The sequence below is a fragment of the Albimonas donghaensis genome, assembly GCF_900106695.1.
Taxonomy (GTDB): Bacteria; Pseudomonadota; Alphaproteobacteria; order Rhodobacterales; family Rhodobacteraceae; genus Albimonas; species Albimonas donghaensis.
In genome coordinates this window covers 165887-188251 of the sequence record NZ_FNMZ01000005.1, presented here as the reverse complement: position 1 = coordinate 188251, position 22365 = coordinate 165887, and the positions used below count along the sequence as shown (strand labels likewise).

16 protein-coding genes are annotated in these 22365 nt (G+C 70.6%); 10 read left to right on the top strand and 6 right to left on the bottom strand.

All coding sequences use genetic code 11. The annotated features are described in order from the left end of the window. Positions 1-15 precede the first annotated feature (15 nt). Positions 16-783, top strand: coding sequence for a precorrin-4 C(11)-methyltransferase (gene cobM, locus BLV24_RS15010; RefSeq protein ID WP_092683212.1), 768 nt, complete (start codon positions 16-18; stop codon positions 781-783). A 249-nt stretch (positions 784-1032) separates the two neighbouring features. Here cobM and BLV24_RS15005 read toward each other — a convergent pair whose 3' ends face one another. The 6 genes from BLV24_RS15005 to urtA form a co-directional block, all read right to left on the bottom strand. After that, positions 1033-2388 carry a cobyrinic acid a,c-diamide synthase CobB gene (locus tag BLV24_RS15005; RefSeq protein ID WP_092683210.1) on the bottom strand — a complete coding sequence of 452 codons (1356 nt, stop codon included), beginning with the start codon at positions 2386-2388 and terminating at the stop codon, positions 1033-1035. A 648-nt stretch (positions 2389-3036) separates the two neighbouring features. Next, positions 3037-3732: an urea ABC transporter ATP-binding subunit UrtE gene (gene urtE / locus BLV24_RS15000; RefSeq protein WP_092683208.1), complete on the bottom strand. Its 696-nt coding sequence runs from the start codon at positions 3730-3732 to the stop codon at positions 3037-3039. Position 3733: 1 nt separating this feature from the next. After that, on the bottom strand, positions 3734-4573 hold the full coding sequence (urtD, locus tag BLV24_RS14995) for an urea ABC transporter ATP-binding protein UrtD (protein ID WP_092683206.1): 840 nt from the start codon (positions 4571-4573) through the stop codon (positions 3734-3736). Between the two features lie 5 nt (positions 4574-4578). Continuing rightward, a complete protein-coding gene (gene urtC / locus BLV24_RS14990; RefSeq protein ID WP_092683204.1) occupies positions 4579-5748 on the bottom strand; it encodes an urea ABC transporter permease subunit UrtC in 1170 nt (389 codons plus the stop codon). Further along, on the bottom strand, positions 5748-7355 hold the full coding sequence (gene urtB / locus BLV24_RS14985; RefSeq protein WP_092683202.1) for an urea ABC transporter permease subunit UrtB: 1608 nt from the start codon (positions 7353-7355) through the stop codon (positions 5748-5750). Before urtB ends, urtC begins: the two co-directional genes overlap by 1 nt. Positions 7356-7478: 123 nt before the next feature. Further along, entirely contained in the window at positions 7479-8765 is a 1287-nt protein-coding gene (gene urtA, locus BLV24_RS14980; protein ID WP_092683199.1) for an urea ABC transporter substrate-binding protein, read from the bottom strand. A gap of 432 nt (positions 8766-9197) precedes the next feature. On the opposite strand from urtA, the gene BLV24_RS14975 reads away from it, so the two are divergent. From BLV24_RS14975 to BLV24_RS14935, 9 genes are all read left to right on the top strand, one after another. Then, the gene (locus BLV24_RS14975; RefSeq protein ID WP_425426101.1) at positions 9198-9731 is read left to right on the top strand and encodes an ANTAR domain-containing response regulator; all 534 of its coding nucleotides are present in this window, start codon (positions 9198-9200) and stop codon (positions 9729-9731) included. Beyond that, positions 9728-10909, top strand: a complete 1182-nt coding sequence (locus BLV24_RS14970; RefSeq protein WP_092683194.1) for a CmpA/NrtA family ABC transporter substrate-binding protein — start codon at positions 9728-9730, stop codon at positions 10907-10909. The genes BLV24_RS14975 and BLV24_RS14970 overlap by 4 nt, the downstream gene beginning before the upstream one ends. Before the next feature lie 354 nt (positions 10910-11263). Beyond that, on the top strand, positions 11264-12640 hold the full coding sequence (locus BLV24_RS14965; protein WP_245710587.1) for a CmpA/NrtA family ABC transporter substrate-binding protein: 1377 nt from the start codon (positions 11264-11266) through the stop codon (positions 12638-12640). A 128-nt stretch (positions 12641-12768) separates the two neighbouring features. After that, on the top strand, positions 12769-13854 hold the full coding sequence (locus tag BLV24_RS14960; RefSeq protein ID WP_092683192.1) for an ABC transporter permease: 1086 nt from the start codon (positions 12769-12771) through the stop codon (positions 13852-13854). After that, positions 13854-15524, top strand: coding sequence for an ABC transporter ATP-binding protein (locus BLV24_RS14955; RefSeq protein WP_425426100.1), 1671 nt, complete (start codon positions 13854-13856; stop codon positions 15522-15524). The genes BLV24_RS14960 and BLV24_RS14955 overlap by 1 nt, the downstream gene beginning before the upstream one ends. Before the next feature lie 286 nt (positions 15525-15810). Then, a complete protein-coding gene (nirB, locus tag BLV24_RS14950) occupies positions 15811-18243 on the top strand; it encodes a nitrite reductase large subunit NirB (protein ID WP_092683191.1) in 2433 nt (810 codons plus the stop codon). An 11-nt stretch (positions 18244-18254) separates the two neighbouring features. After that, the gene (gene nirD, locus BLV24_RS14945) at positions 18255-18593 is read left to right on the top strand and encodes a nitrite reductase small subunit NirD (RefSeq protein WP_092683395.1); all 339 of its coding nucleotides are present in this window, start codon (positions 18255-18257) and stop codon (positions 18591-18593) included. Between the two features lie 107 nt (positions 18594-18700). Beyond that, positions 18701-21355, top strand: a complete 2655-nt coding sequence (locus tag BLV24_RS14940) for a nitrate reductase (RefSeq protein ID WP_092683190.1) — start codon at positions 18701-18703, stop codon at positions 21353-21355. After that, positions 21352-22359 (top strand): glycosyl transferase family protein, encoded by a 1008-nt coding sequence (locus BLV24_RS14935; protein WP_092683188.1) that lies wholly within the window; start codon positions 21352-21354, stop codon positions 22357-22359. The genes BLV24_RS14940 and BLV24_RS14935 overlap by 4 nt, the downstream gene beginning before the upstream one ends. Positions 22360-22365 lie beyond the last annotated feature (6 nt).

The following is a 22365-nucleotide window of genomic DNA, read 5'->3' as shown; positions in this document are numbered from 1 at the left end:
AGAAGAGGACGCGCGATGACCGTGCATTTCATCGGGGCCGGCCCCGGCGACCCGGAGCTGATCACCGTGCGGGGCCAGAGGCTTATCGCCTCCTGCCCGGTCTGCCTCTATGCGGGCTCGCTGGTGCCGCCGGCGGTGGTGGAGGGGGCGCCCGAGGGGGCGCGGGTGCGCGACACCGCGCCGATGACGCTGGACGAGATCCTGGCCGAGATCGAGGCCGCCCATGCCGCCGGGCAGGACGTGGCCCGGGTGCATTCCGGCGACCCGTCGCTTTACGGCGCCATCGCCGAGCAGATCCGGCGGCTGGACGCGGCCGGCATCCCCTGGGAGATCACGCCGGGCGTGCCGGCCTTCGCGGCGGCGGCGGCGGCGATGGGCAAGGAGCTGACCCTGCCCGAGATCTCGCAGACGCTGATCGTGACGCGGACCGCTGGAAAGGCCTCGGGCATGCCGGAGGGCGAGGACCTGGAGACGCTGGGGAAATCCGGCGCGACGCTGGCGCTGCATCTGTCGATCCGGAACCTGCGCGAGATCGAGCGGCGGCTGATCCCGCTCTATGGCGCGGACTGCCCGGTGGCGGTGGCCTACCGGGTGGGCTGGCCGGACGAGGCGTTTCTGCATGGCACGCTGGGCGATATCCGCGAGAAGGTGCGCAAGGCCAAGCTGACCCGCACCGCGCTGATCTTCGTGGGCCGGGTGCTGGGCGAGGCCGAGTTCCGCGACAGCGCGCTTTATGACGGCGCCCATCCCCATGTGCTGCGCCCGAAGCGCCGGGCGGGCTGAGCCGGGAGCGGGCGCGGGCGCCCGCCGCGCCGGGCGCCCCGACGATGACCTGGGAGCGCCGGTCCGACCGGGACAAGAAGCGCGAATGCTCGCACGGCGCATTCCCGTGACATGCGGTGCGGGGCGCGCCGGCCGAAAGGCGGCGCCCCGCACCGGTCCGCTTCGCATCCGCGCGGGCAAGGACAGGGGGCGCGCCCCCCGGCCTGGTCCGTATCCCGCCCCGCCGGCCCGCCGATCCGGCGCGGCCCGCTAGCGCCCGGGGCCGATCAGGTGGGCGAAGCTGCCCGCCACGCGCCCCACGCGCAGCCCCATGGCGGGCAGCGGGGCGGCGGCGGCGTCGGTCGCGTCGAAGACCCGCGGGGCGTCGCCCTCGCGCAGGATCGAGGCGTAGTGGAACTCGTGCGCCGAGAGCCGCTCGCCGGACGCCGCCGGCCAGCCGAGCCCCTCGCGCGCGCGCAGGCGTCGGTAGCCCAGCGTCAGGCGGCGTGCGGCGAAGGAAGTTTCCAGCGGCAGCAGGCCGAGCATCGCGTGGCGGGCGCCCTCGGCGTCGATCAGACCCTCGCCCAGCGTCATGTAGCCCCCGCATTCCCCCCAGACGCGCGCGCCCCGGGCGGCGGCGGCGCGCATGCCGGCGCGGAAACGGTCGGCGGCGGCGAGGCGGGGGGCGTGCAGCTCCGGGTAGCCGCCGGGCAGGAACACGGCGTCGGCGTCGGGGGCGGGGGCCTCGTCGGCCAGCGGCGAGAACGGGCGGATCTCGGCCCCCTGCGCGCGCCAGTCGGCGAGCTGGTGCGGGTAGGCGAAGGCGAAGGCCGCGTCGCGGGCCAGCGCGATGCGGGCGCCGGGCGGGGGCAGGCGACGGGGGGGCTCATCGGGGTCGGGCGGGGCGAGGGGGCCGGCGGCGGCGAGCAGGCGGGGCAGGTCGAGCGCGGCGGAGAGCGCCTCGGCGGCGGCGTCGAGAAAGGCTTCGAGGTCCGGGTGCTCGGCGGCCTGCACGAGCCCGAGATGGCGCGACGGCAGGGCGAGGGCGTCGCGCCGGGGCAGGGCGCCGAAACAGGCGAAGCCGGCGGCCTCCACCGCGCGGGCGGCCATGTCGGCGTGGCGGGGGGAGCCGGTGCGGTTGAGCACGGCGCCGGCGATGCGCAGGCCGGGGCGCAGGGCGCGCAGGCCGGCGAGCGGCAGGGCGGCGGACTGGGCGGAGCGGGCCGCGTCGATGACCAGCAGGACGGGGAGGGCCAGCGCCTCGGCCAGCTCGGCGGCGGAGCCGCGTCCGTCCGGCGCCGCGCCGTCCAGCGCGCCCATGGCGCCTTCCACGACGAGGATCCGGGCCTGCTGGGCGGCGGCATGGTCGGCGGCGCGGGCGCGCAGTTCGCCGGCCGGCATCGCCCAGGCGTCGAGATTGATCGAGGGGCGGCCCGCGGCGGCCTGATGGAAGCGGGGGTCGATGTAGTCCGGCCCGCTCTTGGCTCCGGCGACGGCGAGGCCGCGGCGGCGCAGGGCGCGCAGCAGGGCGAGGGTGACGAGCGTCTTGCCCGCGCCCGAGGACGGTGCGGCGATCAGCAGGCCGGTGGGGGCGGAGGGGCGAGGCGTGCCCGAGGGGGAGAGCATGGCGCCGAAGCTACCGGCAGGCGGCGGGGAAGGCGAGAGGCCGGCGCGCGGGAGGCGGGCGAGGAAGCCGCGCCTGAGACGGAGCGCAGGTCTCGCCGGGGCGCCGGCGCGGCGGGGCGTCGAAGGCGCGGGTTTCGAGGGGGCGGGGATCGACGGGCGGGCGCGAGCGGCAGGCCGGGCGGGCGGGGGGGCGAGCGCCATGGCGCAACGCGGGACGGCGGCGCATGGCGGTCGCTGCATTCTGGGGGCGGAGAGACCTCCCGCCGAGGCTCGGGTTCAGATCGCAATCAGAGGACTTGGAGCCGGAGCGGGGGGGCTCGACGGGCAGGCCCCATCGGTGGCGGCGCTCCCGCCCCTTCGGACGGAGGCCGTCACTCGCCGCCGCCGGCGTCGACGCGCTCGGCACGTTGACCGCCGCGCTGGCGAAACGGCGCGACCCTCGGGCGGGTGAAGGCGCGGCGCGCGTCCGCAGGACGCGCTCTCGACGCCGGGGTTGGGAGCAAGGCGTCGGAAGGATTCGCCGGCGCCCGGAGCGAGAGGCGCCGCAGGGCGAGGAGGCGGAGCGGGGAGAGTCCCTCCGTCGCGTTTCCATCCGCCCGCCGGGGCTTCGGGCCGTGGCGAAGCTCCGGCGGGCGGGGTCCGAGCCCCTCAGACCGTCAGGTGCTTGCGCACTTCGGGGTCGTCCAGGGTCTCGGCGGCGCCGGAATGCACGATCTCGCCGCGATCCATGATGTAGATATGGTCCGCCAGCTCCCGGCAGAAATCCAGGTACTGCTCGACCAGCAGGATGGTCAGCCCGTGCTCGTCCCGCAGGAACTGGATGGCCCGGCCGATATCCTTGATGATCGAGGGCTGGATGCCCTCGGTCGGCTCGTCGAAGGCGATCAGCTTGGGCCGCATCACCAGCGCCCGCCCGATCGCCAGCTGCTGCTGCTGGCCGCCGGAGAGGTCTCCGCCCCGCCGGTGCAGCATGGTCTTGAGGATCGGGAACAGCTCGAACACGTAATCGGGGATCGAGCGCTGGGCGCGGGGCAGGCAGGCGTAGCCGGTCTGGAGGTTCTCCTTCACCGTCAGCAGCGGAAAGATCTCCCGCCCCTGGGGCACCAGCCCGATGCCCGCGCGCGCCCGGTCATGCGACGACCGCCTGCCCAGCTCCGCCCCGTCGAAGGAGATCGCGCCCCCCGACAGCGCGTGCTGGCCGACGATGGCCCGGATGGTCGAGGTCTTGCCGACCCCGTTGCGGCCGAGCAGGCAGGTGATCCTGCCCTGCGCGACCTCCATGTTCACGCCGCGCAGCGCGGCGGCGGCCCCGTAATGCAGGGTGGCGTTGGCAACAGTCAGCATCTCAGCGCCCCAGATAGACTTCGACGACCTGCGGGTCGGAGGAGACATGGTCGAGCGAGCCCTCGGACAGGACATGCCCTTCGTGCAGGCAGGTGACCTTCACGCCGAGATCGCGCACGAAGCCCATGTCATGCTCGACCACCACCACCGAGTGATCCACCGCGATCTCGCGCAGGAGCCTCGCGGTCTCCTCGGTTTCGGCGTCGGTCATGCCGGCCACGGGCTCGTCGACCAGCAGCAGCTTGGGGTCCTGCGCGAGCAGCATGCCGATCTCCAGCCACTGCTTCTGGCCGTGGGAGAGATAGGCGGCCAGCTCATCGCGCCGATGCCCCAGCCGGATCTTGTCGAGGATCCCGTCGATGGTCCGCCGGTCCTTGCGGTTGTCCCGGTAGAACAGGGCGGGGATGCCGCGCCGTTCGCCCTTGAGGGACAGAAGCAGGTTGTCGGCCACGGTCTGGGTCTCGAACACCGTGGGTTTCTGGAACTTCCGGCCGATGCCCATCTGGGCGATGGTGGGTTCGTCATGCTTGGTCAGGTCGATGTCGCCCATGAAGAAGACGTCGCCTTTGTCGGGCCGGGTCTTGCCGGTGATGATGTCCATCATCGTGGTCTTGCCCGCCCCGTTGGGGCCGATGATGGCGCGCATCTCGCCCATCGCCAGCACGAAGCTGAGTTCGTTGATCGCCTTGAACCCGTCGAAGCTGCGGGACACGCCGTCGAGATAGAGCAGCGTGTCCTTGCGCGCCGAGGGCGTGGGGGCGAGCGCGGGGTTGATCGGCGCCTTGGCGGCGGCGGGGACAGGCTGGGACTGGGACTGGGATTGGGATTGGGTGTCGGTCATGTCGCTCACTCCGCCGCGCCGGCCGGGGCGTCCGCGGCGGGCGCCTCGGTTTCCTCGTCCTTGCCGCGGGGCTTCGACCGGGCCTTGCCGACCATCTTGCGGATCAGGCCGGCCACGCCGTCGGGCAGGTAGAGGGTGGTGAAGATGAAGAGCGCGCCCAGCGCGAACAGCCAGTATTCGGGCAGCACCCCGGTGAACCAGGACTTGGCGGCGTTGACCAGGATCGCGCCGCCGATGGGCCCGACCAGCGTGCCGCGGCCGCCGACCGCGGTCCAAACCACCATCTCGATGGAGTTGGCGGGGGCGAATTCGCCCGGGTTGATGATCCCCACCTGCGGCACGTAGAGCGCGCCGGCGACCCCCGCCATGATCGCCGAGACGGTCCAGGCGAAGAGCTTGATCTTGTCGGGACGGTAGCCGAGGAAGCGGGTCCGCGGCTCCGCGTCCCGGACCGCGCGCAGGATCTTGCCGTATTTGGACCCGACGATGGCCGCGGCGATCAGCAGGTTCAGCGCGAGGAAGAAGGCGGTCAGGAAGAACAGGGTGGAGCGGACCCGCCCCGATTGCAGGTCGAAGCCCAGCACGTCCTTGAAGTCGGTCAGGCCGTTATTGCCGCCGAAGCCCATGTCGTTGCGGAAGAAGGCCAGCAGCAGGGCGTAGGTCATCGCCTGGGTGATGATCGACAGATACACGCCCGTGACCCGGCTGCGGAACGCGAACCAGCCGAAGACGAAGGCGAGGATCCCCGGCGCCGCCGCGACCATGATGCAGGCGAAGACGAAGCTGTCGAAGCCATGCCAGAACCAGGGCAGCTCCTTCCAGTTCAGGAACACCATGAAGTCGGGCAGGACCGCGTTGCCGTAGACGCCGCGGTCGCCGATCTCGCGCATCAGGTGCATGCCCATGGCGTAGCCGCCCAGAGCGAAGAAGGCGCCGTGGCCGAGGCTCAGGATCCCGCAATAGCCCCACACCAGGTCGAGCGCGAGCGCGGCCATGGCGTAGCACAGGTATTTGCCGAAGAGCGGCACCATGTGGTCGGGGATGTGGAAGGCGGAGCCCGGCGCGACCGCGAGGTTGAGCACGGGGACGATCACCCCGATGGCGAGGATCACCACGAGGGCGCCGATGATGACGGGGGATTTCAGCCCGCCGGCGAGAAAACGCGTGAACAGCATTATTCCACCGCCCTTCCCTTGAGCGCGAACAGCCCGCGGGGCCGGCGCTGGATGAACAGGATGATGAAGACCAGGATCAGGATCTTGCCGAGCACGGCGCCCGCATAGGGTTCGAGGAACTTGTTCACGACCCCCAGCGTCAGCCCGCCGACCAGCGTGCCCCACAGGTTGCCGACGCCGCCGAACACCACGACCATGAAGCTGTCGATGATGTAGGTGCGCCCCAGATTGGGCGACACGTTGTCGATCTGGGAGAGCGCGACGCCCGCGATCCCCGCGATGCCCGAACCGAGCGCGAAGGTCAGCGCGTCCACCCAGGGCGTGCGGATGCCCATGGCCGAGGCCATGCGCCGGTTCTGCGTGACCGCCCGCATCTGCAGCCCCAGCGGCGTGCGGTTCATGGCGAACAGAAGCGCCCCGAACACGCAGAGCGCGAAGACCACGATCCACAGCCGCGACCAGGTCACCGACATCTCGCCGATCATGAAGGCGCCCGACATCCAGTCGGGATTGCCGACCTCGCGGTTGTTGGGCCCGAAAATGGTGCGCACCGCCTGCTGGAGGATCAGCGACACGCCCCAGGTGGCGAGCAGCGTCTCCAGCGGCCGACCGTAGAGGTGGCGGATGATCCCGCGCTCCATCACCAGCCCCACGAGACCGGAGACGAGGAAGGCCAGCGGCAGCGCGATCAGCAGCGAGAACTCGAAGGCGCCGGGGAAGGAATTGCGGATGGTCTCCTGCACCACGAAGGTGGTGTAGGCGCCCAGCATCACCATTTCGCCATGGGCCATGTTGATGACCCCCATGACCCCGAAGGTGATGGCCAGCCCGATGGCGGCGAGGAACAGGACCGAGCCCAGCGACACGCCGTACCAGATGTTCTGGCCGGCCTGCCACATGGCCAGCGTGCTCTCGATCTCGGCCACGCCTTCGCGGGCGGCGGCCTGGACATCCGCGTTGCTGGCCTGGTTGGCGTAGGTCGCCAGCACCGCCAGCGCCTGCTGGTCGCCGCGGTCGGCGATGATGTCGATGGCGGCCATCTGCACCGCGGGATCGTCGGAGGCGGTCAGCAGGATGGCGGCGCGGGCCTCCTCCATGCGCGATTTCACGCCGGCGTCGGTCTCTTCGGCCAGGGCGGCTTCGAGCGCGTCGAGCTGGGCGGCGTCGGCGGAGGCGAAGATGGTCTCGGCCGCGGTCATCCGGATCGCCGGCTCGGGCGCCCGCAGGGTCAGGCCCGAGATCACGTCGCCGATCATGCGGCGGATGGAATTCTTGGTGCGCACCTTCTTGAGCCGGCCCTCGACGGGGGCGGCGGCCTCCAGCGTCACGGGGTCGAGCAGGGCGTCGCCGCGCTCGATCACCACGCGGCCGTCGGGGGCGACCTGAAGCTCGCCGGCCTCCAGCGCGCGCAGGGCGGGCACGGCGAGCGGGTCGCCGGCGGCGCCCAGCGCCTCGATCACCGCCTCGACCTGGGGGAACTTGGAGGCGGTGGCGAACCTGTCGACGATGGCGCTGATTTCGGCCGCATCGGCGCGGGCGCCGGTGGCCGGGAAGGCCAGCGCCAGCGCGGCGAATGTCAGAAGAACAAGGCGGCGGAGCAGGGGCATGGGGCGGGGAACTCCGGTGAACGTCGCGGCCCCCATGGGGAGGGCGGGGGGGAGAGACGCGACGGGCGGGGCCATCAGACCCCGCCCGTCGCCGTTTTCACGCCGTCAGGCGGGTGACAGGGCTCAGGAGCCCTGACCGCCGCACTTGCCGGTTTCGGTGTTGAAGTTCCCGCAGGACATCGGCGCGCGCCAGTCGGAGATCAGCGGCGCCGACTCCGGCAGGTGGTCGGACCAGGCGTCGCCCGCGACGAGGCCCGGGGTCTCCCACACGGTTTCGAACTGGCCGTCGCCCTGGATCTCGCCCACCAGCACCGGCTTGGTGATGTGGTGGTTGGGCATCATGGCCGAGTAGCCGCCGGTCAGGTTGGGCACGGCCACGCCGATGAGGCTGTCGATCACCGCGTCGGGGTCGGTGGTGCCGGCCGCCTCGACCGCCTTCACCCACATGTTGAAGCCGATGTAATGGGCCTCCATCGGGTCGTTGGTCACGCGGTCCTCGCCGGCGAAGGCCTTCCAGGCCTCGATGAACTCGGCGTTGGCGTCGGTGTCGGCGGACATGAAGTAGTTCCACGCGGCGAGGTGGCCGATGAGCGGCTCGGTGTCGAGACCGGCCAGCTCCTCCTCACCCACGGAGAAGGCGACGACGGGGATGTCCGTCGCGGCCACGCCCTGGTTGCCGAGCTCCTTGTAGAACGGCACGTTGGCGTCGCCGTTGATCGTGGAGACCACGGCGGTCTTCTTGCCGGCGGCGCCGAAGGCCTTGATGTCGGACACGATCGTCTGCCAGTCGGAATGACCGAACGGCGTGTAGTTGATCATGATGTCTTCTTCGGCGACGCCCTTGGCCTTCAGGTAGGCTTCGAGGATCTTGTTGGTCGTGCGCGGATACACGTAGTCGGTGCCGGCCAGCACCCAGCGCTCCACGCCTTCCTCGTTCATAAGGTAGTCCACGGCCGGGATCGCCTGCTGGTTCGGGGCGGCGCCGGTGTAGAACACGTTGCGCTGGGATTCCTCGCCCTCGTACTGGACGGGGTAGAAGAGGATGGAGTTCAGCTCCTCGAACACCGGCAGCACCGACTTGCGCGACACCGAGGTCCAGCAGCCGAACACGGCCGAGACGTCGTTGCCGGCGATCAGCTCGCGCGCCTTCTCGGCGAAGAGCGGCCAGTCGGAGGCGGGGTCGACGACCACGGCTTCGAGCTGCTTGCCCAGCACGCCGCCCTTCTTGTTCTGCTCTTCGATGAGCATGAGCATGACGTCTTTCAGCGTCGTCTCGGAAATCGCCATCGTGCCGGACAGCGAATGCAGGATGCCGACCTTGATGGTCTCCTGCGCCTGGGCCGCGAAGGCCAGAGACATCGTGGCGAGCGCGGTGGCGGCCCCCAGGACCGTCCTTCTGCCGAATTTCATGAGCATCTCCCTCTGCTGTGCGTGTTGGCGCTGATCACAGGTTTGCAAGGGGCGGGCCAACTTGACGGAGCGGCGTCGGAATCGGGCGGCGACAAGGCGGAAACGTCATGTTTCCGTCGCATGACGTCGGGGGCGGCGGCGAGAAAGATGAACGTCGGGGCAATCCTGCGGCGCCGGCGCCGTGAAAACAGGCAAACCCCGCGGTTCCACTGGAAATTTGTGCGAAAACACCCGGTTTGAGGCGGCTTCGCTGCGGCGCCGCATTGACCGCGCGGATGCGCGGCGCCATGCCGAAAGACGCGGACACGTCCCCAGCCCTCCGCCCGGCGCCCTCCGCCCGGCGCGACCCGCCGCGACCTCCCGGGCCGAAAGGAAGCCGACTTGGCCAAGAGCATCAGGATCGCCGTGGTGGAGCGCGACCGCGAGCGCGCCATGCTCATCGTCGACGGCCTGCGCGAGGCCGGGGACTACGAGATCTCGGTGATCGGGGATGAGCGCGGGCTGTCGCGCCGCCTGAAGGAGCTGAACCCGGACGTGGTGCTCGCCGATCTGGAGAACCCGTCCCGCGACGTGCTGGAGGAGATGGCGCTGGCCTCCGGCCCGCTGGACCGGCCGGTGGCGATGTTCGTGGACCGGACCGACGACCAGCTGACCAAGGCCGCGATCGAGGCGGGCGTGAGCGCCTATATCGTCGACGGCCTGCGCAAGGAGCGGATCAAGCCCATCCTCGACGCCGCCGTGGCGCGGTTCCACATGTTCGCGCGGATGCGCGCCGAGCTGGCCGCCACCAAGGCGGCGCTGGCCGAGCGCAAGACCATCGACCGCGCCAAGGGCTTCCTGATGAAGGCCCGCGGCGTGTCGGAGGACGAGGCCTACGCCCTGCTGCGGCGCACGGCGATGGACCAGGGCAAGAAGGTGGCCGAGGTCGCGCAGGCGCTGATCACGGCCGCGGAGCTTCTGAAATGAACGATCGGGGCGCCGTGGAGGTGGGATTCATCCCGCTGGTGGACTGCGCGCCGCTGGTGGTGGCCCGCGAAATGGGCTTCGCCGACGAGGAGGGGATCGAGCTGATCCTGCGCAAGTCGCGGTCCTGGTCGGCGGTGCGCGACCGGCTGGCGCTGGGCGCGCTGGACGCGGCCCATATGCTCGCCCCCGTGCCGGTGGCCATGTCCATCGGGCTGGGCGGGGCGCCGGCGCCGCTGGACGCGCTGTCGGTGCTGTCGGTCAACGGCGATGTGGTGGGCGTGTCGCCCGCGCTCGCCCGCCGGATGCGGGCGGAAGGCGGGATGCCCGGCTTCACCGACGCCGAGGCCGTCGGCAGGCGCCTGATCGCGGCGGCCGAGGGGCGGCTGCGGCTGGGCGTGCCGTTCCCGTTCTCGATGCATGCGGAACTGCTGTATTACTGGCTGAACGCGCTGGGGCTGGAGGCGCCGCAGGCGCTGGACGTGCGCACCGTGCCGCCCTCGCAGATGGCGCAGGCCATGGCGGATGGCGAGATCGACGCCTTCTGCGTGGGCGAGCCCTGGGGCTCCATCGCGGTGGAGAACGGGGTGGCCGAGCTGATCCTGCCCGGCTCCGCCATCTGGGGCTTCGCGCCCGAGAAGGTGCTGGCGGTGCGCCGCGGCTGGCCGGACGAGGCGCCGGAGCCGGCGCGTTCGCTGATGCGCGCCGTGTGGCGGGCGGGGCGGTGGCTGTCCGATCCCTCGCACCGGATCGCGGCGTCGGAGCTGCTGGCCCGGCCGGACTATGTGAACGTGCCCGCCGAGATCATCGACCGGTCCCTGTCCGGGCGGCTGGTGGTCAACCCGCAGGGGGATGAGCGCGCGGCGCCGCGGTTCCTGGAGTTCTTCGACGGGGCCGCGACTTTCCCGTGGCGGTCGCAGGCGATCTGGATCGCCACGCGGCTGGCGGCGCGCAACGGGCTCGACCGGGCCGAGGCGGCGCGGGTGGCGCGGGACTGCTTCCGCACCGATCTTTACCGCGAGATCCTGGGCGTGATCGGCGCCGATCTGCCGGGCGCCTCGGAAAAGCTCGAAGGCGCGCTGGACACGCCCACGGCGGTCGCCTCGGCGGCGGGACGGATGATCCTGGGCCCCGACCGGTTTTTCGACGGCGAGATCTTCGACCCGACCGACGCCGGCTGATCGCCTCAACCCTCTGAAAACAGGGGCGGGGCGGCGCCGGTCCGGCCGGGGCGCGCTGGCGGCGGCGCCCCGGGGCAGGGGGGCGGCGTGAACTGCGCAAATTTTGTGCGCGATAAATCCTGCGCCCATCTCGCACGCTTTTCTCTTGCGGTTGCGAACAGATTCGGGTTACAAAAAGATCAGCGCAGGGCAATGGAGTCCCGCGCGCCAAATACCACCCAAAGCTCTGGGACTACGGGCAAGGCTGCTCGATCCGACGTGACCTTCTTCAGGTCATGTTCTGTGATCGTGCGGCCCTTTTTGTTTTTCACGCCTGAGCCGTGGGTTCCCGCGTTCGATATGGAGAACAGACACATGATGTTCGGAAAAGGCGCGACGGCTCTTCTGGCCGCGACGTCCTGTCTTGCCCTCGCCGCCCCCGTTTCGGCCGAGATGCTGGATGTGGAGAAGGACGAACTGACCTTCGGCTTCATCAAGCTCACCGACATGGCGCCGCTCGCGGTGGCCTATGAGCTGGGATATTTCGAGGACGAAGGCCTGTTCGTGACGCTCGAACCCCAGGCCAACTGGAAGGTGCTGCTCGACGGCGTCATCGACGGCCAGCTCGACGGCGCCCACATGCTGGCGGGGCAGCCGCTGGCCGCGACCATCGGTTTCGGCACCGAGGCGCATATCATCACGCCCTTCTCCATGGACCTGAACGGCAACGGCATCACCGTGTCGAACGCGGTCTGGGCCGAGATGAAGAAGAACATCCCCCACGACGCGGACGGCAAGCCGGTGCATCCGATCTCCGCCGCCGCGCTGAAGCCGGTGGTCGAGACGTATCGCGCCGAGGGCAAGCCCTTCAACATGGGCATGGTGTTCCCGGTCTCCACCCACAATTACGAACTGCGCTACTGGCTGGCCGCCGGCGGGCTGAAGCCGGGCTTCTATTCGCCCGAGAACGTCACCGGCCAGATCGACGCCGAGGTGCTGCTGTCGGTGACCCCGCCGCCGCAGATGCCCGCGACGCTCGAAGCCGGGACCATCTACGGCTACTGCGTGGGCGAGCCGTGGAACCAGGCGGCCGTGTTCAAGGGCATCGGCGTGCCGGTGATCACCGATTACGAGATCTGGAAGAACAACCCCGAGAAGGTGTTCGGCATCACCGCCGCCTTCGCCGAGGAATACCCCAACACCGCCATCGCGGTGACCAAGGCCCTGATCCGCGCCGCCATGTGGCTGGACGCGAACGACAACGCCAACCGCGCGGAGGCGGTGGAGATGCTGTCCCGGCCCGAATACGTGGGCGCCGACGCCGAGGTGATCGCCGCCTCGATGACCGGCACCTTCGAATACGAGAAGGGCGACGTGCGCGAGGTTCCGGACTTCAACGTGTTCTTCCGGCACGACGCGACCTACCCGTTCTACTCGGATGCGGTGTGGTATCTGACCCAGATGCGCCGCTGGGGCCAGATCGCCGAGGCCAGGCCCGACAGCTGGTATGCCGACGTCGCCGCCAAGGTCTATCGCCCGGACATCTACCTGGAGGCCGCGAAGTCGCTGATCGACGACGGGCTGGCCGCCGAGACCGACTTCCCGATGGACAGCGACGGCTACAAGCCCGCGCAAAGCGCGTTCATCGACGGCGTGACCTATGACGGCCGGGCGCCCAACGCCTATCTCGACGCCTTCCCGATCGGCCTGAAGGGCGACCAGAAGGTCGTGGGCGCCGCCGTCGAGGGCTGAGGCCTGCCAAGGCCCTCCCCCCCTGCCGGGAGGGGGAGGGCGCCGCCCGACGGGATCGTCGGGCCCCTGCGACCACGCCAGCCAGACCCCGCGCCGCGCCGCGCGCGACCCCGCCAGAGGCAGAGCAAATGACCGCGATCCCCGACGCCGACATCCCCGACGCCGAAGCGCGCGAGGCGCGCAAGGCCCGGATGTTCACCCGCATCAACAAGGCCGACCGCTGGTTCCAGATCCTCGGGCTGGCCTTCTTCACGCCGCTGCTCAGGATCGCGGCCGGCGACGATCCCCGCGCCCAGCGCAAGGAGATCCTGCGCCTGATCGGCGTGCCGCTGCTGGCCATCGTCGGCTTCCTGGTGGTGTGGGGCTGGCTCGCGCCCATGGTGCAGACCTCGCTCGGCGCGGTGCCGGGGCCGGCGGCGGTGTGGACCGAGGCGGTGGGCCTGCATGAGGATGCGGTCGCCAAGGCCGAGAAGCGCGACGCCTTCTACGCGCGCCAGGACGCGCGCAACCAGAAGCTGGTCGACGCCGGCAAGGCCGACCGGGTGAAATGGCGCGACTACACCGGGGCGCCGAGCTACTACCAGCAGATCTGGACCTCCATTCAGACGGTGTTCTTCGGGTTTCTCATCGGCGCCGGCGTCGCCGTGCCGCTGGGCATCGTGATGGGCCTGTCGCCGATGGCGGCGGCCGGGCTCAACCCGCTGATCCAGATCTTCAAGCCGGTGTCGCCGCTGGCCTGGCTGCCGATCGTGACCATGATCGTCTCGGCGCTTTACGCCACCAATGACGGGATGTTCTCCAAGTCCTTCCTGAACTCGGCGATCACCGTCACCCTGTGTTCGCTTTGGCCGACGCTGATCAACACCGCGCTGGGCGTGGCCTCGGTCGACAAGGACCTGGTCTCGGTGGGCCGCGTGCTGAAGCTGTCGACCTATACCAGGATCACCAAGCTGATCCTGCCCTCGGCGCTGCCGCTGATCTTCACCGGGCTGCGGCTGAGCCTGGGCGTGGGCTGGATGGTGCTGATCGCGGCCGAGATGCTGGCCCAGAACCCGGGGCTGGGGAAATTCGTCTGGGACGAGTTCCAGAACGGCTCGTCCTCCTCGCTCGCCAGGATCATGGTCGCGGTGTTCACCATCGGCATCATCGGCTTCCTGCTCGACCGGCTCATGTTCGCGATCCAGTCGATGTTCACCTTCTCCTCGAACCGGTGATGGTCATGACCCCCATTCTCGAATTGAAGAACGCCTGCAAGGGCTTCGGAGAGGGCGCGTCCCGCGAAGAGGTGCTGCGCGACATCAACCTCCAGGTCCGCGACGGGGAATTCCTCGCGATCCTGGGTTTCTCGGGGACCGGCAAGACGACGCTGATCAACCTGATGGCCGGGCTGCACATGCCCGACCGGGGCGAGGCGCTTTACGCCGGCGAGCCCATCGAGGGGCCGGGGCCGGAGCGGGGGCTGGTGTTCCAGTCCTATTCGCTGATGCCCTGGCTGACGGTCAACGGCAACGTGGAGCTGGCGGTGAACGCCGTCCACAAGGGCAAGTCGCGGGCCGAAAAGGCGGAGATCGTCTCCAGATACGTGAAGATGGTCGGGCTGGGTCACGCCGCCGAACGGCGCCCGGCGGAGCTTTCGGGCGGCATGCGCCAGCGGGTGTCGGTGGCGCGCGCGCTGGCCATGCGGCCGCAGGTTCTGCTGCTGGATGAGCCGCTGTCGGCGCTGGACGCGCTGACCCGCGCCAACCTGGCCGACGAGATCGAGCGGATCTCCCAGCTTGAAAGGAAGACCGTCGTCCTGATCACCAACGACGTGGACGAGGCCATCCTGCTGGCCGACCGGATCCTCTGCCTCAACCCCGACGGCACGCTGTCCGAGGACTTCGACGTGGCGCTGCCCCGGCCCCGCGACCGCACCGCGATGAACCATAATGCGGAGTTCAAGCGCCTGCGCGCGACGGTCACGCAATACCTGATGGATGTGGGCGTCAACGCCAGGGCGGCCGAGACCCGGACCCTGCCCAATGTGACCCCGCTGCACGCGCTGCCCAAAGCCTATGCGCAGGCGGCGTCGGAGGCGCGGTCGGACGACCGCTATCTGCAATATTCGCAGCTTCACAAGATCTACCCGACCCCCAAGGGTCCGCTGACGGTGGTGGAGGATTTCGAGCTGACCCTGAAGAAGGGCGAGTTCGTGTCGCTGATCGGCCATTCCGGCTGCGGCAAGTCCACGGTGCTGACCATGACCGCCGGGCTCAACGACATCTCCAGGGGCGCGATCGTGCTGGACGGCCGGCATGTGGAGGGCGCGGACCCCGAGCGGGCGGTGGTGTTCCAGTCGCCCAACCTGTTCCCCTGGCTGACGGCGCGGGAGAACGTGGCGGTGGGCGTCGACCGGGTCTATCCCCGCGCCTCGCAGAAGGAACGCCAGGACGTCGTGGAATACTACCTGGAGCGGGTGGGCCTGGGCGATTCCATGAACCGCCAGGCCTCGGAGCTGTCCAACGGCATGAAGCAGCGCGTGGGCATCGCGCGGGCCTTCGCGCTGTCGCCCAAGCTGCTGCTGCTCGACGAGCCGTTCGGGATGCTCGACAGCCTGACGCGGTGGGAGCTTCAGGAAGTGCTGATGGAGGTGTGGAGCCGGACCAAGGTCACCGCGGTCTGCGTGACGCATGACGTGGACGAGGCCATCCTGCTCGCCGACCGGGTGGTGATGATGACCAACGGGCCGCAGGCGACCATCGGCAAGGTGATGAACGTGGACCTGCCGCGTCCGCGCACCCGCAAGGCCCTGCTGGAGCACCCGGATTACTACGCCTACCGCGAGGAGCTGCTGAGCTTCCTGGAGGAATACGAGCACGGCGCGCACAAGAGAAAAGCGGCGTGAGGGGGGACGGGATCATGACGCTTCGCCCCCGCCCCCGCTTTCGCCGCGGTTCGCGTCCCCTGGCGCCTGCCGCCCGTCGTCCCGCCGCCTGCGGGGCGGCCGAGGCGCATGGCGCCGCGGCCGAAGCGGCCCTGATCCGGACCCCGAAACAGGGGCCCGGCGACGCATTCGCCCCCGAGGTCGTGGCCGCATCGGCCAGGGCTTGCGGACAGCTTTCCACCGCGATGGCCGAGGCCGCCCGGACGGGCGCCCCTTCGGCCGCCGCACATGCCGCGGAGTGACGGTCATGGCGCAGAGACTTGTGGTGATCGGGGCCGGCATGGCCTCCGGTCGGGCGTTGGAGGAGCTGTTCGCGCTCGATCCCGACGCCTACGACGTGACGTTGTTCGGGGCGGAGCCGCGCGGCAACTACAACCGGCTGATGCTGTCGCCGGTGCTGTCGGGCGAGAAGACCTACGAAGAGATCATCACCCATGACGCGGCCTGGTACGCGGCCAACAGGGTGACCTGCCGCTTCGGCGAGGCGGTCACGGCCGTCGACCGCGCCCGCAAGGTGGTGATCACGGCGCAGGGCGAGACGCCCTATGACAAGCTGATCGTGGCGACGGGCTCGCAGCCCTTCATCATCCCGGTTCCGGGCCGGGATCTGCCCGGCGTGATCACCTTCCGCGATCTCGACGACGTGAACCGGATGCGCGAGGCGGCGGCGGTTCCGGGCGCGAAGGCCGTGGTCATCGGCGGCGGTCTGCTGGGGCTGGAGGCCGCGGCCGGCCTGCGGATGCAGGGGATGGAGGTCACGGTCCTCCACCTCATGCCCCACCTGATGGAGCGGCAGCTCGACCCCGCCGCCGCCTACCTGCTGCAAAAGGAGCTGGAGCGGCGCGGGATCTCCGTGCGCTGCAAGGCCAACACCCATGCCATCGAGGGGACCGACAAGGTCGAGGGCGTGAAGCTCGACGACGGCACGGTCATCCCCGCCGACATCGTGGTGATGGCGGTCGGCATCCGGCCCGACACGGCGTTGGCCAAGGAGGCCGGGCTCGCCTGCGGGCGGGGCGTCCATGTGGACGACCGGATGGTGACGTCGGACCCCGACGTGCTGGGCGTGGGCGAATGCGTCGAGCATGACGGGATGGTCTACGGGCTGGTCGCGCCGCTTTACGAAATGGGCAGGGTGCTGGCCCGGACGCTGGTGGGGGAGGCCGGGGCCTACAGGGGCTCGGTCATGAACACCAAGCTGAAGGTGACGGGGGTGGACCTGTTCTCCGCCGGGGATTTCGCCGAGGGCGACGACCGCGACGAGATCGTCTTCCGCGACCCCGCCCGCGGCGTCTACAAGCGCATCGTGCTGCGCGACGACAAGGTGATCGGCGCGGTGATGTATGGCGACACCGCCGACGGCGCGTGGTTCTTCGGCCTGCTCAAGGACCGGACCAACGTCGCCGAGATGCGCGACATGCTGGTCTTCGGCCCCGCCTTCCAGGGAGGGACCCGGCTGGACCCTATGGCGGCCGTTGCAGCCTTGCCGGATGATGCGGAGATCTGCGGCTGCAACGGCGTGTGCAAGGGGTCGATCGTCAACGCGATCAAGACCAAGGGGCTGAGTTCGCTGGAGGATGTCAGGGCCCACACCAAGGCCTCCTCCTCCTGCGGCACCTGCTCGGGGCTGGTCGAGCAGGTCATGGCGATGACGCTGGGCGACGGGTTCGAGGCCAAGCGGAACAAGTCGCTCTGCGCCTGCACCGAGCTGACCCATATGGACGTGCGCCGGCTGATCAAGAGCAAGGAGCTCAAGACCATGCCGGCGGTCATGCAGGAATGCGGGTGGAAGACCTCCTGCGGCTGCGCGTCCTGCCGGCCGGCGCTGAACTACTACCTGCTGTGCGACTGGCCGGGGGAATACGAGGACGACTACCAGTCGCGCTTCATCAACGAGCGGGTGCATTCCAACATCCAGAAGGACGGCACGTTCTCGGTGGTTCCGCGGATGTGGGGCGGGCTGACCAACCCGTCGGAGCTGCGCGCCATCGCCGATGCGGCGGAGAAATACAACGTCCCCACGGTGAAGGTGACGGGGGGCCAGCGCATAGATCTGCTGGGCGTGAAGAAGGAGGACCTGCCGGCGATCTGGGCGGATCTGAACGCGGCCGGCATGGTCTCCGGCCAGGCCTATGCCAAGGGGCTGCGCACGGTGAAGACCTGCGTGGGCACCGACCATTGCCGCTTCGGGACCCAGGATTCGACGGGGCTCGGGGTGAAGATGGAGAAGGCGCTGTGGGGATCGTGGACGCCGGCCAAGGTCAAGATGGCGGTCACCGGCTGCCCGAGGAATTGCGCCGAGGCGACCTGCAAGGACGTGGGAGTGGTCTGCGTGGACTCGGGCTATGACCTGCATATCGGCGGCGCCGCCGGCCTGCATGTGAAGGAGACGGTGGTGCTGTGCAAGCTGACCGCCGAGGCGGAAGTGATCGAGTATTCCGCCGCCGTGATCCAGTTGTATCGGGAGGAGGCCCAGTACCTTCACCGCATGTACAAGTGGATCGACGTGGTGGGGCTCGATCACATCAAGGAACGCGTGGTGAACGACGCCGACAGCCGCAAGGCGCTGGCGGACCGCTTCTACTACGCGCAGCGGTTCATGCAGAAGGACCCCTGGGCCGAGCGCGCCGCCGAAGGCGTGCACGCCCATGAGTTCAAGCCGATCGCGGAGGTCGCGTGATGGAGAGGGTCATGTCCGAATGGGTCGATATCGGCGCGCTGGAGGACATCCCCGTCCGCGGCGCCCGCAAGGTCAGGACGCCGATCGGCTGCGTGGGCGTGTTCCGCACCAACGCCAACGAGGTCTATGCGCTGGTCGACGCCTGCCCCCACAAGGGCGGCCCGCTGTCGGAGGGGATCGTGCATGGCCGCGCCGTGACCTGCCCGCTGCATAACTGGGTGATCGCGCTCGACACCGGGCTGGCGCAGGGGGCGGACGAGGGCGCGGTCCCCACCGTCCCCACCCGGCTGGAGAACGGGCGCATCCTGATCGACCGCGCCGCGGTGACGCTGCGCGCGGCCGCCGAATGATGCCGGCGGTCGCCGGGGCCTCGCGGCCCGGCGACGGACGGCGCGGCGCGCTCCCGCGCCCGGCGACCTGTTCCCCATCCCCCGCGGCCTGACGAGGAGCGTCGCCCATGACCTGCCCGACCCGCACCGCCTGTCCCTATTGCGGCGTCGGCTGCGGCGTGCTCGCCACGCCCGACGGCAAGGGCGGCGCGACCGTCGCCGGCGACCCGGACCACCCGGCGAATTTCGGGCGGCTGTGCTCCAAGGGCTCGGCATTGGGGGAGACGCTGGCGCTGGACGACCGGCTGCTGTTCCCGCAGATCGCCGGGCGCCGCGCCTCCTGGGACGAGGCCATCGCCCTCACCGCCGCGACGTTCCGCGAGGCGATCGACGCGCATGGGCCGGACTCGGTGGCCTTCTACGTCTCCGGCCAGTTGCTGACCGAGGACTATTACGTCGCCAACAAGCTGATGAAGGGGTTCATCGGCTCGGGCAATATCGACACCAATTCCCGGCTGTGCATGGCCTCGGCCGTCGCCGGCCATCGCCGCGCCTTCGGGACCGACACCGTGCCGACCTGCTACGAGGACCTGGAGCAGGCGGATCTGGTGGTGCTGACCGGCTCCAACCTCGCCTGGTGCCACCCGGTGCTTTATCAGCGGATCGCGGCGGCGAAGGCGGCGCGGCCGGGCATGAAAGTGGTGACCATCGACCCGCGGCGCACGGCGACGTCGGACCTCGCGGACCTGCATCTGGGGGTGGCGCCGGGGTCGGACGCGGCGCTGTTCAACTTCCTGCTCCACCGGATCCAGAGCCAGGGGGCGATCGACGCGGCCTATGTGCTCGCCCATGTGGACGGGTTGCCCGCCGCGATGGCCGAGGCGCGGCGCTGGCCGGTGGAGCGGGCGGCCGAGGTCACCGGGCTTGCGCCCCGCGACCTGGAAGCCTTCGCCGCGCTGTGGATACGGCGCGAAAAGGGGGTGACGCTGTGGAGCCAGGGGCTCAACCAGTCCTCGTCGGGGGCGGACAAGGCCAACGCGATCATCAACTGCCACCTGGCGACGGGGCGGATCGGGCGGCCCGGGATGGGGCCGTTCTCGATCACCGGCCAGCCCAACGCCATGGGCGGGCGGGAGGTCGGGGGGCTCGCCAACATGCTGGCCGCGCATCTGGACCTGGAGAACCCGGCCCATCGCGCGGCGGTGCAGGGGTTCTGGGGCTCCCCCGCCATGGCGGAGCGGCCGGGGCTGAAGGCGGTGGATCTGTTCGAGGCCTGCGCCGAGGGGCGGATCAAGGCGCTGTGGATCATGTCCACCAACCCCGCCGTCTCCATGCCCGAGGCCGACCGGGTGCGCGACGCGATCCGGGCGACGCCCTTCGTGGCGGTCTCCGAGGTGGTGCGGGGGACCGATACCGGCGATCTGGCCGACGTGCTGCTGCCCGCCGCCGCCTGGGGGGAGAAGACCGGCACTGTGACCAATTCCGAGCGCCGGATCACCCGCCAGCGGGCCTTTCTGCCGGCGCCGGGGGAGGCGTTGGCCGACTGGGACCAGCTCGCCCGCGTGGGGCGGGCGATGGGGTTCGAGGGCTTCGATTTCGCGTCCCCCGCCGAGGTGTTCCGCGAACATGCGGCGCTGTCGGCGATGGCCGGGCGCATGGGGCGGGATTTCGACCTGTCGGGGCTGGAGGGGATTTCGGACGCGGATTACGACGCGCTCGCCCCCGTGCAATGGCCGGTGACGGAGGCCGGGTCGCGGGCCCGCTTCTTCGCCGACGGGAAGTTCCACACCGAGACGGGGCGCGCGCGGATGCTGCCCGTGGCGCCTCGCGCCCCCGAAAGCCGGCTGTCGGCGGCCTTTCCCCTGCGGCTCAACACCGGGCGGGTGCGCGACCACTGGCACACGATGACGCGCACCGCGAAGACCCCGCGGCTGAGCCGGCACATCGCCGAGCCCTTCGCTGAAATCCATCCCGCCGACGCCGACGCGGCGGGGATCTCGCCCGCGGACCTGGTGCATGTCATCGCGCCCGAGGGGCGGGTGACGGTGCGGGCGCTGGTCACCGACCGCACGCCGCGGGGCGCGATCTTCGTGCCGATGCACTGGACCTCGCAATGGGCCTCGGCGGGGCGGGTGGATGCGGCGGTGCGCGCGAATGTCGACCCGGTTTCGGGCCAGCCGGAGCTGAAGGGCGCGGCGGCGCGGATCGAGCGGGCGGACTTCGCCTGGCAGGGCTTCGCGGTTTCGGCCGCCCGGCCGGAGGTGGTCGAGGCCGACTATTGGGCGCTGGCCCGCGCCAAGGACGGCTGGCGGGCGGAGCTGGCGGGGCTCGCCGTCCCGGCCGACTGGGCGGGCTTCGCGCGCAGGCTGTTCGGGCTGGGCGCGGAGGCGGGCGAGATGGCGGCGCTGGAGGACCCCGCGCGCGGCATGGCGCGGATCGCGGTGATCGAGGACGGGCGGGTTCTGGGCGCGCTCTTCGCCGGGCCGGGGCCGGGGCCGGTGGAGGTGGCGCGGGCCCATGTCGCGGCCGCGCTGGGGGAGCCGGCCATGCCCGACTTGCTGGCCGGGCGTCCCGGCGCGGATCGTCCGGATCCGGGCGCCACGGTATGCGCGTGCTACGAGGTCGGGGTGAACGCCATCACCGCGGCCATCGCCGCCCAGGGGCTGGCCGATGTCGCCGCGGTCGGGGCCGCGCTGGGGGCCGGGACCAATTGCGGCTCCTGCCGGCCGGAGCTTCAGGCGCTGCTTGACAAGGCGAGGGCCGACGGCAGCATGGCGGCATGACCGAGCACCCCAACGCCGACCTCGCCCCCTATGTCCGAATCCTGGGCCGCGGCCCCGGCCGGTCCCGCAACCTGACGCGGGAGGAGGCCGGGGAGGCCATGCGCCTGATGCTGGCGGGCCGCGTCGCGCCCGAGAGCGTGGGCGCCCTGCTGATGCTGATGCGCTTTCGGGGCGAGAACCCCGAGGAGATCGCGGGCTTCTGCGACGGCGCCCGCGACAGCCTGCCGGAATGGCGCGCGCTGGCGCCTTCCATCGACTGGCCGAGCTACGCCGCCGGGCGGTCCCGCGGGCTGCCCTATTTCCTGCTCGCGGCCCGGCTTTGCGCCATGGCGGGGCAGACGGTGATGCTGCACGGCTGGAACTCGGCGGCGCATATGCGGGCGGCGGCCGATCTGCGGGGGATGCTGGCGCCTATCGGCATCCCGGTGGTGGAGACGCCGGAGGCCGCGGGGGCGGCGCTCGTCTCCGACGGGATCTGCTACGCGCCGCTGGAGGCGATGTCGCCGGATCTCTATCGCCTGCTGCGGTTGCGCGACCTGTTCGGCCTGCGCTCCGCGGTCAACACCACATTGCGGGTGATGTGCCCGTCGGGGGCCGCGACCTCGGTGCAGGGGGTGTTCCATCCGCCTTATCGGCCGTTGCAGGCCTCGGCCTCGATGCTGCTGGGGCAGCCGCGGCAGGTGGCGCTGAAGGGCGGCGGCGGGGAGTTCGAGCGGAACCCGGCCAAGTCGGTGACGCTGGAAGGCGTGACCGGGGGCGCCCGCTACGAGACCGAGGCCGCTCCCCTGATCGACGAGACCCGCCGGCTGGCGGAGGCCGAGCCCGACCCCGCCCACCTTCCCGCCCTGTGGGAGGGGACGCGGACGGACCCGTTCGCGGAGGCCATCGTCACCGGCACCGCCGCCGCGGCGCTGTTCGCCGCGGGGCTGTTCCCGGATCTCGGGGCGGCGGAGGCGGAGGCCGGGCGGCTCTGGGCGACCCGGCCTCGGTCCCAGGCGGCGTAGGGCGGA